This window comes from Methylotuvimicrobium buryatense 5G, from assembly GCF_000341735.1.
Lineage (GTDB): Bacteria > Pseudomonadota > Gammaproteobacteria > Methylococcales > Methylomonadaceae > Methylotuvimicrobium > Methylotuvimicrobium buryatense.
The window spans coordinates 1,717,740-1,732,569 of sequence record NZ_KB455575.1; the positions used below are offsets into that span (position 1 = coordinate 1,717,740).

Consider the following 14,830-nt stretch of genomic DNA (forward strand, 5'->3'; position numbering starts at 1 on the left):
AGTTAGCAGTTAGCAGTTAGCAGTTAGCAGTTAGCAGTTAGCAGTTAGCAAAATAATGCTGCATTTAAAACACTTGTCAAGTCATAATTTCCCCTTTCCCCTTTCCCCTTTCCCCTTTCCCCTTTCCCCTTTCACCTTTCACCTTTCACCTTTCACCTTTCACCTTTCACCTTTCACCTTCAACATTAATCATATGCGTCGCCAATTGCTGAAGCGCCTCGCTCAATTCGGCTCTGAGCCGAGCCTCCATCGGCAGTTCGCTCAGGGCTTTTTTCATACACAGCATCCATTGATCGCGCTCCGACTCGCCGATCGCAAACGGAAAATGCCGGGCTCGCAGTCTTGGATGTCCGTATTCGCGCACGAATAAATCTGGCCCGCCGAGCCATCCAGTCAAAAACTTGAACAGTTTGTCGCGCGCGCCGGACAAATCCGGTTGATGCATTGCGCGAATCCCTTCGGCCTCGGGCAAGGTATCCATAAAAAAATAAAATCGGTCGACCAAGCCCAACAAGGCTTTTTCACCGCCTATCAACTCATAAGACGTTAATCCGGTAGGTTCTGACATGGAATGCAAAGGTTTAATGGAAAACCGCTTATTTTACTGTAATCCTGCATTTAAAAAAGGTTAATCCATTGTCGATCACTCCGGCAGTTATCCATTTATACCTTTCGCACTTCAAATTTCGGCAGTGCCTGAGGAGGTGCCGGGGTGTGCGGCAAAGGCTTTGCCAGCATGGAGCTGGCATAGAGCCTACAGGGACGTATTCACGGCGTCCTTTGACGGACACTCCGGTGCCGAATTTTGATCTACGGGTATATGCGCAAACAGCTTACAACCGCAATGAAACTCTTGTACTATTGGGCCATCATTACAAGCCATTTGTTTTGTCGTCCTTGCCGTAAGGAATTGACTTTTTAAGTAGCCTCAAGAGCAAGTATTGTAAACCTTCCGGATATCTTGAAACTCTCCAAACCATTGAAACAGTTCAACTCGCCGATTTATCTCGATTATGCCGCTACAACGCCGATTGCCCCCGAAGCGGTTGATGCAATGCTGCCTTATTTAACTCAAACAGGACTGTTCGCGAACCCTTCCTCCATACAACACGGTATGGGCGAAGCGGCCGAATCCGTTGTCGAACGTTCACGCTCTCGAATCGCGGAGCCATGTCACGGCAATGCCAAAGATTTCGTTTTCACGTCCGGCGCAACGGAAGCCAACAATCTCGCCATCAAAGGCATCGCGCTCGCTCACCGCGATCGAGGCCGGCACATCGTCACGACCGCAATCGAACACAAGTCGGTTTTAGACACCTTTAAACACCTCGAAAGCCAAAGCTTCGCCGTTACTTATTTACGGCCGGACAGCAATGGCCGCATCGTACCGGATGACCTCCTGAAATCGCTCAGCGATGAAACGATTCTGGTATCGGTCATGCAAATCAACAACGAAACCGGCGTCATACAACCGATCGAACAAATCGCAGACGCCCTCGCCGACAAAAACATCTTCTTTCATGTCGACGCGGCACAAAGCGCCGGTAAACTGCCGATCGACCTATCGGCCATTCCGATCGACTTACTGTCGATTTCCGCGCATAAATTTTACGGTCCGAAAGGCATCGGTTGTCTGTTTATCCGCAATCGCAAACGGACCCCGCTTGCGCCGTTACTTCATGGCGGCGGCCAGGAATTCGGCCTGCGTCCCGGGACGTTGGCGACGCATCAAATCGCCGGCATGGCCGAAGCGTTCGGTATCGCGCATGAACGACAAGCGCAAGACCTCGATCATGCCGAGCGCTTGCGAAAGCTTTTGCTGGAATCATTGCAAGCCGCCGGCGACTTCGTTGTGAACGGCGATCCGACGCACTGTTTGCCGAACATCGTCAATCTCAGCTTCGCCAACGTAGACGCGAGCGCCCTGCTCATTGCCTTGCGCGACCAAGTCGCGATCGCTTCCGGTTCGGCCTGCAACAGCGGCGCCGTTGAAGCCTCGCACGTTCTTCGCGCGATGGGCATCGAAGGCGACCGCCTCTACGGCGCGGTCCGCATCAGTTTCGGGCGCTACACGACCGAAACGGAAATCGTATCGGCCGGCCGATCGATCGCCGAAGCGGTCGAACGTCTCAGAACGCTTGCGCTCGAATGATGCAGAAACCATGATCGGCAAAAAAGTTCTGAACCATGTGTACTGGCATTGCAGCGTGACCGCCGAGCAAGGCGGCGATATCCGGCAGCGCGTCGCCGACGCCGAAAACCTGTCCGGATTACGAGCGGCCCGCGATTACAACGTCGTCAAATACGAAATCAGCGGACAAGCCTTATCCTTGCTGAATTATCCGAACTTTTTCGAGACGCCCTTCCCGTCTCTCGAAACCGCCTATCGCATCGATCTCGACAAGGGCCGCGTCGACAAACGCAGCTACAAATATTCCTCGAACCCACCCATCCTGCACCGTAAAGAACTATTACTCAGCGAGCGGGATACTCGAGCGACGGAATACCGCGAGCTGACCGAAACCGCCGAGCAATTGGGATTGTTCGACGACACCGTGTCGATCGGCTTTCGGCAGGCCTGGGAAAACCTGATCGCCGACAAGGGTTTTCAACTGATCGACGGACAGTTCGTGCCGATCGGCAACGTCGAAACGCTCGACGAAAACAGTGCCGAATCCGAATCGACCCAGCAAATCGCCCGACATTTGACCGCGCTGTCGCGCAGCAATTTATCCGCGCCGATGCAATGCCTCGCCCGGCACGGTTTTTTGAACGGCAGCCTGTCGGTGTTCGATTACGGCTGCGGCAAAGGCGACGATATTCGAAACCTCACAGCCAACTCGATTCCGGTCGCAGGCTGGGACCCGCATTACGCGCCCGACCAAACGAAACACGAGGCCGATATCGTCAATCTGGGCTTCGTCATCAATGTGATCGAAAATTATCAAGAACGCACCGAAGCCCTGCTCGGCGCCCACGCATTGACCCGTCAAGTCCTGGTCGTTTCGGCGATGCTGTTCAACCAAAACGCGTGGAAAGGCCAATCCTACAACGACGGCGTCATCACGCAACGCAACACCTTCCAGAAATATTACACGCAAAGCGAACTCAAGGAATTCATCGGCGAAACCCTCGATGCGGACCCGATTCCAATTGCTCCCGGCATCTTCTTCGTATTCAAGGATACCGACGCCGAACAACGTTTTCTGCTGAACCGGCAGAACAGCCGCCGCAATGTGCTCCGACTGACGCAGCGGCCGTATTCGCAGGCGCAGCCGAGATTGACGCGTGCTGAACAAAAATACCAAGCTGCCCGGCACCTGCTCGAACCGCTTTGGCAACAAACGCTGGAACTCGGCAGACTGCCCGAAAAAAGCGAAATCGCAGCGCTCGTCGAAGTCACCGAAGCCTTCGGCACGGCCAACAAAGCCCTGCGTTTCATGCTCGAATGGTTCGGCGAAGACCTGCTCGAAAAAGCCCGGCAAAGCCGCATCGACGACTTGCTGACCTATTTCGCCCTGCAAGCCTTCGCCAAACGCAAAGCCTACAAACATCTCGACGCGACCCTGCAAAAAGACATCAAAGCCTTTTTCGGGGACTACAATACGGCAACGGCAGCCGCGCAAAAAGTGCTGTTTAAAATCAGCGATGCCGACTTGCTGATCGACACTTGCCGGCAAGCCGCCGAAAACGGACACGGCCATCTCGACGACGAAGATGCGCTGTTCATACAGACCGGCTTAGCCCTGCAACTCCCGGCATTACTGCGCATTTACATCGGCTACGCGACGGTGCTGTACGGCGATCTCGAACAAACCGATCTGATCAAGATTCACAGTCAGACCGGAAAACTGAGTCTGATGCGCTACGACGACTTTACCGGCCAACCTCTGCCGCGCTTGCTCGAACGCGTCAAAATCAACCTGCGCGAACAAACTTTCGATCTGTTTCAATACGGCGAGGAATTCGAACCGACCTATTTGTACTTGAAATCGCGCTACATCAACGAAGAATTCCCGAATTACGCACAACAATTAAATTTCGACGAACAACTTCAAGCGCTGAATCTGTTCGACCTGAGCAGATACGGCCCGAAACCGGACGAGTTTCGCGAAACCTTGGCCAAGCTTCGCTGGGAAATCGACGACTTCGAACTGATCCGCAGCCGAAGCCTTCCGAATCTCGACGACAATTGCGGCGGTTATTTGACCTATCGGCACTTGATCGAATGCGGCGAAACGCAACAAAACACCGGCCTACCGAATCTGCCCAAACAGCCGGACAGCTATAACGCACTGTACGACTTGGCCGTCAACATACTCGATCCTGCGATCGAATATTTCGGCATGTTTCGCCTGACCTACGGCTTTTGCTCGCACGAACTTGGCAAACTGATCAAGAAGCGTGTCGCGCCGAAACTCGACCAGCATGCCGCCCACGAACGCAACACGCGAAACAATTTGATCTGCCCTCGTCTCGGCGCTGCAGTCGACTTTATCGTCGAGGACGAAAACATGCGCGAAGTCGCCGACTGGATCGCCGAAAACACGCCGTTCGACCGATTGTATTTTTACGGCGAAAACCGGCCGATTCATGTCAGCTACGGGCCGGAACAAAAAAGGGAATACATCGACATGGTCGCGACCGAATCTGGCAAACAAGTGCCGAGGAAAAGGCGATTGGCCTAGATGTAGATAGCGTCAGCGCTAATTCATAGCAACAAAGCGCCAAATAGCCTGAATCGCCAATCGAAAAGGTAACAATAAATGGTATCGAGGTCACATTAGCTAAGACGGCAAGATGACACTCCCTTTTGATCGAAAAACCGTATACGAATAAAAGGTGTGGGGTATGCCTATCGCTTTCTCAGAGGGAGGCGATTGATAGCAGGCTCATAAGTCTCTTGATATTCCTGCTTCAAGAATTGGTATAAAGCATAGAGCTGTAGATAGCCTTCATCCTGCTTTTCGGGATATTCTTTTTCATTGTCCAGTACCATTTCAAGAACGCCTAGCAAGCAATCCAAATCCCATTGATAAAGCGAAATTGGCCTAACTCCCTTGTAATTGCCAATCTTGGTATCCAAACCATAAGCCTCACTCATAAACCAAGTATGTTTTTGCAGTTCCTCTAATTGTCTGCCCGATATCTTACATTTAACCGGGATATCTCGTTTTCCAGGTTTCATCAGTTTTTCTCTTTCTTATATCATTGTAACGAAGGCAGCAAGTACGAGCCGCCCACCAATTCCAAAGTTTAACTGTTATACCGAGCCTGTAAAATGCTATGTTCGCGTTAATAGTTTTCGTCGCTCCATCAAGGATTAAGGCACGGGGCGGGTTTGAATACAAAAAGCACACGATGTGCTACACTTTTTTCCATGAAACCAATCACATGGAATCCAGAGAAGAACAAGCTTCTGTAAGAGGAACGGAATATCTCTTTCGAGGATGTGGTTTTTCACATCTCGGTTGGGGGAATTTTAGACACGTTCGAGCATCCGAATCAGAGACAATATCCAGGCCAACAGATACATGTGATTGAGATAGAGGAGTATGCTTATCTGGTGCCCTTTGTAGAATCGGAAGATGAGATTTTTTTGAAAACAATCATTCCGAGCAGGAAAGCAACCAAAGCTTATTTGGGAGGTCCGAAATGAACAGACTGGATAAAGAAGAGCAAGAAATTCTGGATGCATTCGATGCTGGCGAGTTGCAGCGAACTCCAGATTTTGAAGAACAGAAAGCGCGGCATCAGCAATACGCAGAAGCCATGTTCAAGAAAGATGCCCGTATCAACATCAGGCTTTCATCGAAGGATCTTCGTGGACTCCAGAAGAAAGCCCTGGCGGAAGGCATCCCTTACCAGACGCTTGTTGCCAGCATCCTCCACAAATATGTAGAAGGTCGTTTGCATGAAGAACGGTAAGAGGTAATTCATGCGCAACATTGACCCTGTAACACCCGGCAAGTTATTGAAAGAAGAGTTTCTTGAGCCCATGGGTATTTCTCAAAACCGCCTAGCAAAAGAAATTGGAGTCCCTGCGCAGCGATTCAGTCAAATTATTGCTGGAAAGCGTTCGATAACCGCAGATACTGATCTACGACTCTGCCGTTTCTTTGGCTTGTCCAACGGGTATTGGCTGCGGGCTCAGGCAAGCTATGATACCGAAATTACGGAAGATGCTCTTGAGGCCCAGTTAAAAAACATTCGTCCTTGGAATTCCGGGCCACCGATAAGATACGGGACATAACCAACGGTTGCACAGCGACCGCTATCAATCCTAAGCTTTGGCCGAAATAGTAACAAATATCAATTAAACCGCTTCCCACTCAAAATGAACAATATTTCGCTCAGATTTATCAAACTCGATACCGATTAACATCACCTGAAACTCACCGGTAGCGTATTTTTGCCAATATTTTCTTGCCTTGATCTGCGCCAATGCTCGCCCCGACTCGCGCTTTCCCTCCAGTACTTTAAATTCAATAATAAAAATCTTTTCAGCCAACTTGACGGTCAAATCAACCCTACCCTGGTTGCTCATATCTTCCGCGATCACATTCAACCCCAAGGCCGCCAGACAACAATAAACGATAGACGCATAATAACCCTCATATCGTGCCAATTGATTTTGTCGATACCAATCATGAGGCAAAAAAGGGGTCAGGTTACTTTCTTGTCGCCTGCTCTTAATCCAATCAGAAAGCAAAAAGTAACCTGACCCCTTTTGGGTATTAATCCAATCAGAAAGCAAAAAGTAACCTGACCCCTTTTTGGTAGACGAGGGACGTTCAGGGGATCGCTCCCACAGAACATCCGGCCCCGCGCGGGATCGAACCCAACATCTCAACTAAAACCGCTCATGATCCTTTTTGTACTCAGGATGATAAGGTCCCGCCGGCAAGCCCTTTGGAGGCGCAAAGGCCATGAAATTGGCTTTCCTCGCCAACGGCAAATAATCGGTAACCAATGCATTGATCGCTGCCGCTACCGCCATCGCAATCGGATGACCACCGCCGCCGGAATCGTGCGTGTAAGTCTGCTGGTTTTCCCACAAAACCAAGCCCGTTTTGGCATCTTTCAGAACGTATTCCATCGTGACCACGACCGACGAGGCCACCACCAAGTATTTGGTACTCCAATCTTTGATCGTGACAAACAACACCGCATCGGCGCCGAACAACTCAAAAAACCGATCCACCGGCATTTGATGAATATGTCCGGCTTCCACGAGACCGAAATCGCGCAGTATCATATCCGTCAGATAAACCGGAAAAACATAATAGCCCCGTTCAGCCAAAGGCCGGCTTATGGTGCTGATAAAAACCGATTGCGCAGTGACTTCGGGAGACTCGTTAACGACCGGCACGACTAAAATCGACCTCGGCTGATGCGCATAAAACGTATCGAGATCGAGCCGTTGACGCGGCACGCAACCGGCCATAAGCCATGCCGTTAAAATAATCGCACCCCATTTCATCGCTCTTCTCCGGCTAATTTCGCGGCTGGCAACTCCGCAGCACCCGACTTATCTTGCTGTTCGATTCGTTCTATCAATTTATTCATCAAGGCCGTGGATTCGGGATAAAGCTCGCGTTCACGGCGAAAATAGTCGATTGCTCCCGCCTTGTCTCCGCGTTGATACAACACAAAACCATAATCCGCATATAACCCCGGCGGCACAGGCATGCGATTAGCCTCTGCCTCGGTCATCGATTGCCGTAAATAAGCTTCGACTTGTTCGCCGCTGTTTTCGACATACCGATCGTAAAGCCCGTCTTCATAAGCTCCCCAATAATACAACCCCTGAGGAACGCAGCCGGCCAAAACAAAGACCGACATCACGCACCAACCAACAACCCGTAATGGAGCCATGATTAACGAGGCCGGCTTTGGCGCCGTGCATCCAGCGTCGAAACCACATTATTGATCATGTTGACAATCGCGGCATCGATAGCCTTGCCTTCCAGGGTCGAATCGAATCCGGCCGTACCGCCGAAACCCAAAGTACTGGTGGCCGACATCGTCGCATCGCCGCTGCCTTCTTGGCTGTAAAACACTTGACCGGTTTTCGGATCGACCAAACGCAATACGACACGAGCGCGAGCGCGCTGGGTTTTTTCTTTACCCAACAACCAAACGCCGCCGGTGGTATCGCGCCCTAATTCCACGACCGAACCCATGATCAAGGCATCGACTCCAAGCAAATTTTGCTTGAACTGCTGTTCTGTCGCGCCCATCAACTCAGCCTCCGACTTGAGCCTTCCGATGTCTTGTCTTTCCACGATATTGAAACGTTGCGTCGCCATCAAATGCCGCGACAACATATCCGCGGCTTGTTTGCCGATCCTATCGCCGGAAGCGTCTGTAAACAAACCGCTGCCGTAAACCGATTCATTGGTAAAACGGGACACGGCAATGGTCATCCGTTCTTCCGGCGCCAATGGAGCAACCACGACTTGCGGCCCCTTGTCGACGACATTTTCACTAATACCGCGACTGACACAGGCAGCCAAACTCACCGCCGACAATGCAACTGCATATATAACAATTTTTTTCATCAATTTACGCGAGAGCCCCGGAGCTTCAGCCGGTTGGGATAGCACCCGCCCTCAGGCGGCCTGTCTCGCTTTCTCCTTTGGATTCAATGCTATCTTCATTTCAAATAATCGTATTCGCGCAACCCGAAACGCGTGCTTTATAAAAATAAAAAGTCATCAAATCAAATTTACCGGATAGTTGGCAAACATCCGATCAGCACTGATGAAATGCATTTGCTCTTTGACGCTTTTGCTTGCTCCCAAACTCTTGTTTGGGAGTGTCTACCATCAAGCTCTGCTTGACGAACGATAAGCAGAGCTTAAAGGTAGGCATTCCCAAGTAGAACTTGGGAACGAGACAGAAGGTCGTTTGCATGAAGATCGGTAAGAGGTAATTCATGCGCAACATTGACCCTGTAACACCCGGCAAGTTATTGAAAGAAGAGTTTCTTGAGCCCATGGGTATTTCTCAAAACCGCCTAGCAAAAGAAATTGGAGTCCCTGCGCAGCGAATCAGTCAAATTATTGCTGGAAAGCATTCGATAACCGCAGATACTGATCTACGACTCTGCCGTTTCTTTGGCTTGTCCAACGGGTATTGGCTGCGGGCTCAGGCAAGCTATGATACCGAAATTACGGAAGATCCTCTTGAGGCCCAGTTAAAAAACATTCGTCCTTGGAATTCCGGGCCACCGATAAGATACGGGACATAACCAACGGTTGCACAGCGACCGCTATTAATCCTAAGCTTTGGCCGAAATATACCCATCGCACTTCAAATTTCGGCATTGATGCGTGGAGGTGCCGGGGTGTTCGGCAAAGGCTTTGACAGCAGGGATGCTGTCACAGAGCCTACATGGACGCATTCACGGCGTCCTTTGACGGACACTCCGGCGCCGAAATTTGACCAGCAAAGGGTATAGTAACAAATATCAATTAAACCGCTTCCCACTCAAAATGAACAATATTGCGCTCAGATTTATCAAACTCGATACCGATTAACATCACCTGAAATTCACCGGTAGCGTATTTTTGCCAATATTTTCTTGCCTTGATCTGCGCCAATGCTCGCCCCGACTCGCGCTTTCCCTCCAGTACTTTAAATTCAATAATAAAAATCTTTTCAGCCAACTTGACGGTCAAATCGACCCTACCCTGGTTGGTCATATCTTCCGCGATCACATTCAACCCCAAGGCCGCCAGACAACAATAAACGATAGACGCATAATAACCCTCATATCGAGCCAATTGATTTTGTCGATACCAATCATGAGGAATCGCAGCAAACAAAGCAGTCAAAGCCTGTTGCAATTGTTCCGGATCGGCCTGTTCCAAAGCCTTATAAATGCGCATCTGCTGACGCGTCGCCTGCCCGGATTGCACCAACTCCCGCAATAAATGACTATTCAGACCTGCCTTGACCTCGCGGTTTGGATAAGTCAGGTGATAAAAACGCTCCCCGCCCAAATCCTCCACCCGTTCAATTGTCAAATAGCCGGTCTGAAACAACAGGTTTTCAAGCGTAATGTCATCGATATCAAAACGGCTGAGCATCGCCTCATCGACAACCACATTCTCTAAATCGGGAATGGCATATTGCCGTTCTCTAACCAAACGAATCAAAAAATCCGGGCTACCGCTCTCGAACCAATAATTCTTGAACAAACGCTGTTCCAGATACAGCAACACATCAAACGGGTTATAGACCTTCTCACCCAAAAAGTTATAACCGTTATACCACTCGGCCAACTGGCTGAAATCCACGTCGGACAAACGTTCGCTAAACACCGATTGAATTTCCGCCAAGGTATAGCCGCATAATGTGGCATAGCGGCCATCCAACGAAATATCCCGTAAATTGTTCAAGCCACTAAACAAACTGACTTTGCTGAATTTACTCACACCGGTGAGCAACGCGAACTTGATAAAAGCATCCCTGTCTTTAATTACTGAATAAATGTTGCGCAAGCCTTCCCTAATCGCAACAGCCCGCGCCGAATGCTCAATATTGTCCAAAATCGGCTTGTCGTATTCATCGACCAACACAACGACCCGCTGTTGAAATTGATCCGCCAGCTTTTTGATCAACTCGGCAAAACGATTCGCCAAATCATCATGATGTAAATCAACCCGATAGAACTCAGCCGTCTCGTCTAAAATAGCCCGAAAACGTTCATCCAACATAGCAGCGGAATTCACGACACCCCCGCCGAAACTGATATGGATCACCGGGTAATTCACCGACCAATCCCAATGATTCTGCAAAAATAAACCGTCAAATAGCGCTTTCTCACCGGCAAAGAGCGATTTTAGCGTACTAACCAATAACGACTTGCCGAATCTTCGCGGGCGCGCCAAAAAATAATACTTGCCCGAATCAATCAACTCGGCAATCAGGGCCGTTTTATCGACATAATAATAATTGCCCTCGATCAGTTCCGAGAACGTTTGAATACCGATTGGCAGCTTTTTCATGATCTTCCACCGTGTTTAACAAAAAAAGCGGTTAAACACGATCGCCTAAAACCGCTCATAGTCCTTTTTGCATTCGGTATCATATCAATCGACAACCTGTTTATGATCATCGCTTAATGTCGCGATAGAAATTCTCGTGGGAGCCTAAGGCCATCAATTCAAGAACCAATGTGCCATCATCAAAACTGTATCCTAGCAGAGTCAGTTGCTTGTTCATTTTAAATTTGTATACCCTCAAAAACGCTAAATCTCCCTTTTTCTGCTCGCCCAAGTCAGGGTTGGCCATCAGCGCCTTGACGGCCGAATCGAGGTCGCTTTTTTGATTAGGATTAAGCTTTTTTACCGCCTTTTTGAATGTAGGTGTCTGAAATACCCTGGAAGCTTCAACCAAAATCGTAAGCCTCGAGCTTTCCGGCTTCCCGCTCTGCTTTTGCAATGATAGCCTGCCTCACAAACTCGTATGGCAAATCGGGATTGTCTTCCATCATCTCGCCGATTTTCGCCCAATGTTCAATCTGCTTCGGAGGGGTCCGGTTAAGCGCTTTAGCCATGATAGTGGCTTTTTCGATGAGGTCTTGATCTAAGCGTATGCTGCTGGTAGCCATTTGCAAACTCTCCAAAAGGTTTCCTGATTATTTGATAAAGGTCAAACGACCCGATGAACTGAATTAATGGGATCGGTAACGTTCCGGTTTTGCTAAAGCTCGTAAGTAATCGGGTAAAGTTTTCCCGATTGTAGCAATGTGCCACAATCGAGGCAAATCGCAACAAGCGCCGGAAAACTGAATTTTGATAGCCTTCTCTATCAATCAGAACTACCAATAGCCGCTACCCTTTGCTGAGGTACGGCACAACTAAAGCCTTCTCACCGGCAAAGAGCGATTTCAGCGTGCTAACAACGATTTGCCGAATCTTCTCAGCCGCGCCAGAAAAATAATATTTGCCCGAATCAATCAACTCAGCAATTAGGGCCGTTTTATCGAAATAATAATAATTGCCCTCGATCAGTTCCGAGAACGTTTGAATACCGATTGGCAGCTTTTTTATGGTATGGGTAAGGAGGTTTGAAATACGAGTACACTCAATCACTTGCCGCTTGCTTGCTTAAAAAATCAAGCATCTCTTCGTTATGCACCCGCGCGTAAATCGCCTCGACCGGCAAGTTAAAATCGATCGATTCAAAAGTAATTTCATCCCCCAAAAAGCAACCTGATTAGCAAGTTTCTTCAGCTAAAGCCCAAAAACCAGCATATCCCTGGCAGGACGAGGTTTGCAACCTCGTCCTAAACGTTTTGGCTTTGGCCGAAGTCAGCCGAATTGTTTAGGGCAAACCGAAACGTTGGGGACGGGTTAAATAACCCGTCCCGCAGAAGTGGCTACGACTGGCCACTGCTCGGACAGTTGACTTCGGCAAGCTGAAGCATCTTACTAATCAGGAAAAGTAATGCCTTGGCAGCCATGACTCATTCCGGCGAATAACTTGGATATCGACAAAATCCTGCTCGATCAACACATACTCTTGCAAGCTCGGAATATTGATGTAAGAAAGCAATTTAACCGTTTCATCCATCTTGCGTGTTGCCTTGGACAACACCTCGACAATGATAATCGGCGACTGCACATAATAAGGCTGCGATTCATCGAAATCGCAATCGACACTGACATCGGGATAAAAAAAGTTTGCCCCACTTTGACCTTCATATCCGACCCGAAAGGTTCGCAAGGCAAGCCCTCCAAATGATTGCCGAACTTTCTATAAACATTCCCAGCAATTCGCTCATGGTTTGCGCTGGGTGAATGTGACCTCGATACCCTTTATTGCTGCTTAACGTAACCGACTTCGAAATCGCGACGAAGGCGTCGCTCCCACAAGGGGCTGGATGCTCTGTGGGAGCGATCCCCAGATCGCGATCTCGGAGCCACTGATATCCAATATCCGCAGATTTATCAAACAACACCGTTTCCAGTTATACGATGACCTCTGTTTAGCAAGTTTACCGATATTTGTGTATGATATTTGTGTATAACGGTGAGCGCAGTGCATGGGAACGAGCGTTTTGTGGGGATACATCAGGGTCAGGTACCAGTTAAACGCAGGCCAATTCAGTATCATTTAGCTCGTACCTGACCCCAGTTATTAGCAATCAATCAGCTCGTGCTTTACATCGCCTATTAGCTCGCCTTGCAAGTAATCTTCTTCGGTAGTTAATTCTGTAACTTTCGGCTGTAACATGGCATATTTTTTTAGAATAGCGATTTTTTTCGTTTTTTAAAACATAATGGCCGGCTCTGCGGCAGGCAAAAATGAAGGCCGTTTTTTGGCCGGAGCTTTTGTCTGTCCGACAGAAGCCGATTGTTAACAGCTCACTGCCACTCAATCTTAAGATCCTTATGTGACTGGGCGCAGTCACGCAGATAGAGGTTGATAAGGCTCTGATACGGTAGGTCTTTTTCCTCCGCAAGATTCTTGAAGTACGCCACCGTATCTTCATCCAACCGGATCGTAACCTGCTTCTTGAGCTTCTTGGCGTATGGATTTTTAACGGAGTCGGAAAAGTCGTAATTATCACGCATGTCTGTACCCTTCATAAGTTTTTCGTTCTCGCCTATTCGCCTTACGGGCAGAGATAATTCGGATAACCTCACCATCTCTTATGCAGTGGCACACCACCAGCAAGCGAGAATGTATGCTAGTGCCGAGGAGAATGAACCGGTCCTCCTCTTCAGAATGGTCGGGGTCAGCTATAAGACGTGCGAACTCATCTGTAAAGGCAGTTTTGGCCTCCTGGAACGAGACGTCGTGCTTCTTGCGATTAGCGGCATCCTTACGAGGATCCCAGCCAAAAGAATAATGGCTCATCGTTACATTGTAGTTACATTATAATTATTATCAAGACGCCGAGTCGGATACTGTTAACGACAAGGGTAACTTGACGGCGAAAGCGTAGCTACGATAGGCGCGTAACTTTTGCCGGTCAAGTTGACCCGCTGGTTGGACAAAGCCGCTAACGCGGAGAAAAGAACCGTCGCTTGATTGACGATAAAATGTAACCACACGCCCTCATTACACGAGGGAACATTCCACGACGAATCATGCGGTTACATGGCTATGACAGCATCATCCACGTTCGATATCAAGCAAAACTATCAATCCCATCTCAAACATCTGAAACTCAAAGGGCTTCAGCCGAAGACGGTCGCAAATAACTAGGGTCAGGTACCAAATAAACGTAGGCCAATTCAGTATCATTTAGCTCGTACCTGACCCCAGTTATTAGCAATCAATCAGCTCGTGTTTTACATCGTTAATTAGCTCGCCTTGCAAGCAGTCTTCTTCGGTAATTAATTCTGTAACTTTCGGCTTTAACATGGCATATTTTTTTAGGATTCGATTTTTTTTTCGTTCATGGTCTGCGCTGTTAACGGCCATGGCCCCAACCCAGGTTATTTTAGGCCTAATACTACCTGTTTCTACCTAAATCACACCTTCATCAATTATCAAAACCAATCGTTCAGAAAGCGCATCGTATAGTTGACGTTTAATCATTACAGGAAGCCTCTCTATACGATTCAAAATGTCATCCATGCTCATCTGATCAATATGCGATATTAGCTTGCTCTCGATCAATTGCAGCGACTGCCGCTCTGATTCTTTCAGCTCAACGGGCGAAAGTATTCAGTCCCCCTCTTTGAAAAAGACGACTGTACGGATGCAGGAGGTAGGGCAACGCAGGAGCAGTTGCCGAGGGGCTAGGGGAGATTTTTTAAATAAATCCCCCTCAATCCCCCTTTTTCAAAGGGGGAGGCCAGTA

The 14,830-nt window shown here is 48.8% G+C and carries 18 protein-coding genes; 5 read left to right on the plus strand and 13 right to left on the minus strand.

Annotated elements, in window-relative coordinates; translation table 11 throughout:
- Positions 1–166: 166 nt before the first annotated feature.
- On the minus strand, positions 167–568 hold the full coding sequence (locus METBU_RS0107660) for a group II truncated hemoglobin (protein ID WP_017840055.1): 402 nt from the start codon (positions 566–568) through the stop codon (positions 167–169).
- A 393-nt stretch (positions 569–961) separates the two neighbouring features.
- Between METBU_RS0107660 and METBU_RS23625 the strand changes: the two genes are divergently transcribed.
- On the plus strand, positions 962–2,152 hold the full coding sequence (locus tag METBU_RS23625) for a cysteine desulfurase family protein (RefSeq protein WP_235726390.1): 1,191 nt from the start codon (positions 962–964) through the stop codon (positions 2,150–2,152).
- Between the two features lie 10 nt (positions 2,153–2,162).
- The gene (locus METBU_RS0107670; RefSeq protein WP_017840057.1) at positions 2,163–4,688 is read left to right on the plus strand and encodes a DNA phosphorothioation-associated putative methyltransferase; all 2,526 of its coding nucleotides are present in this window, start codon (positions 2,163–2,165) and stop codon (positions 4,686–4,688) included.
- A gap of 167 nt (positions 4,689–4,855) precedes the next feature.
- On the opposite strand, the gene METBU_RS0107675 is transcribed toward METBU_RS0107670, so the two are convergent.
- Positions 4,856–5,188, minus strand: coding sequence for a hypothetical protein (locus tag METBU_RS0107675; RefSeq protein ID WP_017840058.1), 333 nt, complete (start codon positions 5,186–5,188; stop codon positions 4,856–4,858).
- A 467-nt stretch (positions 5,189–5,655) separates the two neighbouring features.
- Between METBU_RS0107675 and METBU_RS0107685 the strand changes: the two genes are divergently transcribed.
- Entirely contained in the window at positions 5,656–5,928 is a 273-nt protein-coding gene (locus METBU_RS0107685) for a CopG family antitoxin (protein ID WP_017840060.1), read from the plus strand.
- Positions 5,929–5,938: 10 nt separating this feature from the next.
- On the plus strand, positions 5,939–6,253 hold the full coding sequence (locus METBU_RS0107690; protein WP_017840061.1) for a HigA family addiction module antitoxin: 315 nt from the start codon (positions 5,939–5,941) through the stop codon (positions 6,251–6,253).
- A 63-nt stretch (positions 6,254–6,316) separates the two neighbouring features.
- Here METBU_RS0107690 and METBU_RS27380 read toward each other — a convergent pair whose 3' ends face one another.
- The 4 genes from METBU_RS27380 to METBU_RS0107710 form a co-directional block, all read right to left on the minus strand.
- Complete coding sequence (locus tag METBU_RS27380; RefSeq protein WP_235726391.1) at positions 6,317–6,757, minus strand: PD-(D/E)XK nuclease domain-containing protein; 441 nt, start codon at positions 6,755–6,757, stop codon at positions 6,317–6,319.
- A 96-nt stretch (positions 6,758–6,853) separates the two neighbouring features.
- Positions 6,854–7,483, minus strand: coding sequence for a GNA1162 family protein (locus METBU_RS0107700; protein WP_017840063.1), 630 nt, complete (start codon positions 7,481–7,483; stop codon positions 6,854–6,856).
- Positions 7,480–7,878 carry a DUF4810 domain-containing protein gene (locus METBU_RS23635; RefSeq protein ID WP_026130101.1) on the minus strand — a complete coding sequence of 133 codons (399 nt, stop codon included), beginning with the start codon at positions 7,876–7,878 and terminating at the stop codon, positions 7,480–7,482. The genes METBU_RS0107700 and METBU_RS23635 overlap by 4 nt, the downstream gene beginning before the upstream one ends.
- Positions 7,879–7,880: 2 nt before the next feature.
- On the minus strand, positions 7,881–8,564 hold the full coding sequence (locus METBU_RS0107710) for a CsgG/HfaB family protein (RefSeq protein ID WP_017840065.1): 684 nt from the start codon (positions 8,562–8,564) through the stop codon (positions 7,881–7,883).
- Between the two features lie 377 nt (positions 8,565–8,941).
- Here METBU_RS0107710 and METBU_RS0107720 point away from each other — a divergent pair, with 377 nt between their 5' ends.
- A complete protein-coding gene (locus METBU_RS0107720) occupies positions 8,942–9,256 on the plus strand; it encodes a HigA family addiction module antitoxin (protein WP_017840067.1) in 315 nt (104 codons plus the stop codon).
- 223 nt (positions 9,257–9,479) lie between these two features.
- Here METBU_RS0107720 and METBU_RS0107725 read toward each other — a convergent pair whose 3' ends face one another.
- The 7 genes from METBU_RS0107725 to METBU_RS26050 all read right to left on the minus strand — a co-directional run bounded on the left by METBU_RS0107725 (position 9,480) and on the right by METBU_RS26050 (position 13,878).
- On the minus strand, positions 9,480–11,018 hold the full coding sequence (locus METBU_RS0107725; RefSeq protein ID WP_017840068.1) for an ATP-binding protein: 1,539 nt from the start codon (positions 11,016–11,018) through the stop codon (positions 9,480–9,482).
- Positions 11,019–11,124: 106 nt separating this feature from the next.
- The gene (locus METBU_RS0107730) at positions 11,125–11,409 is read right to left on the minus strand and encodes a type II toxin-antitoxin system RelE/ParE family toxin (RefSeq protein WP_017840069.1); all 285 of its coding nucleotides are present in this window, start codon (positions 11,407–11,409) and stop codon (positions 11,125–11,127) included.
- A complete protein-coding gene (locus tag METBU_RS0107735) occupies positions 11,402–11,623 on the minus strand; it encodes a TA system antitoxin ParD family protein (RefSeq protein WP_017840070.1) in 222 nt (73 codons plus the stop codon). Before METBU_RS0107735 ends, METBU_RS0107730 begins: the two co-directional genes overlap by 8 nt.
- A gap of 223 nt (positions 11,624–11,846) precedes the next feature.
- Positions 11,847–12,107 carry an AAA family ATPase gene (locus tag METBU_RS0107740; RefSeq protein ID WP_017840071.1) on the minus strand — a complete coding sequence of 87 codons (261 nt, stop codon included), beginning with the start codon at positions 12,105–12,107 and terminating at the stop codon, positions 11,847–11,849.
- Positions 12,108–12,450: 343 nt separating this feature from the next.
- Positions 12,451–12,741, minus strand: a complete 291-nt coding sequence (locus METBU_RS23640) for a Uma2 family endonuclease (RefSeq protein WP_051056241.1) — start codon at positions 12,739–12,741, stop codon at positions 12,451–12,453.
- A 641-nt stretch (positions 12,742–13,382) separates the two neighbouring features.
- Positions 13,383–13,607, minus strand: a complete 225-nt coding sequence (locus METBU_RS0107760) for a BrnA antitoxin family protein (RefSeq protein ID WP_017840074.1) — start codon at positions 13,605–13,607, stop codon at positions 13,383–13,385.
- Positions 13,585–13,878 carry a BrnT family toxin gene (locus tag METBU_RS26050; RefSeq protein ID WP_083877668.1) on the minus strand — a complete coding sequence of 98 codons (294 nt, stop codon included), beginning with the start codon at positions 13,876–13,878 and terminating at the stop codon, positions 13,585–13,587. Before METBU_RS26050 ends, METBU_RS0107760 begins: the two co-directional genes overlap by 23 nt.
- Between the last annotated feature and the right edge of the window lie 952 nt (positions 13,879–14,830).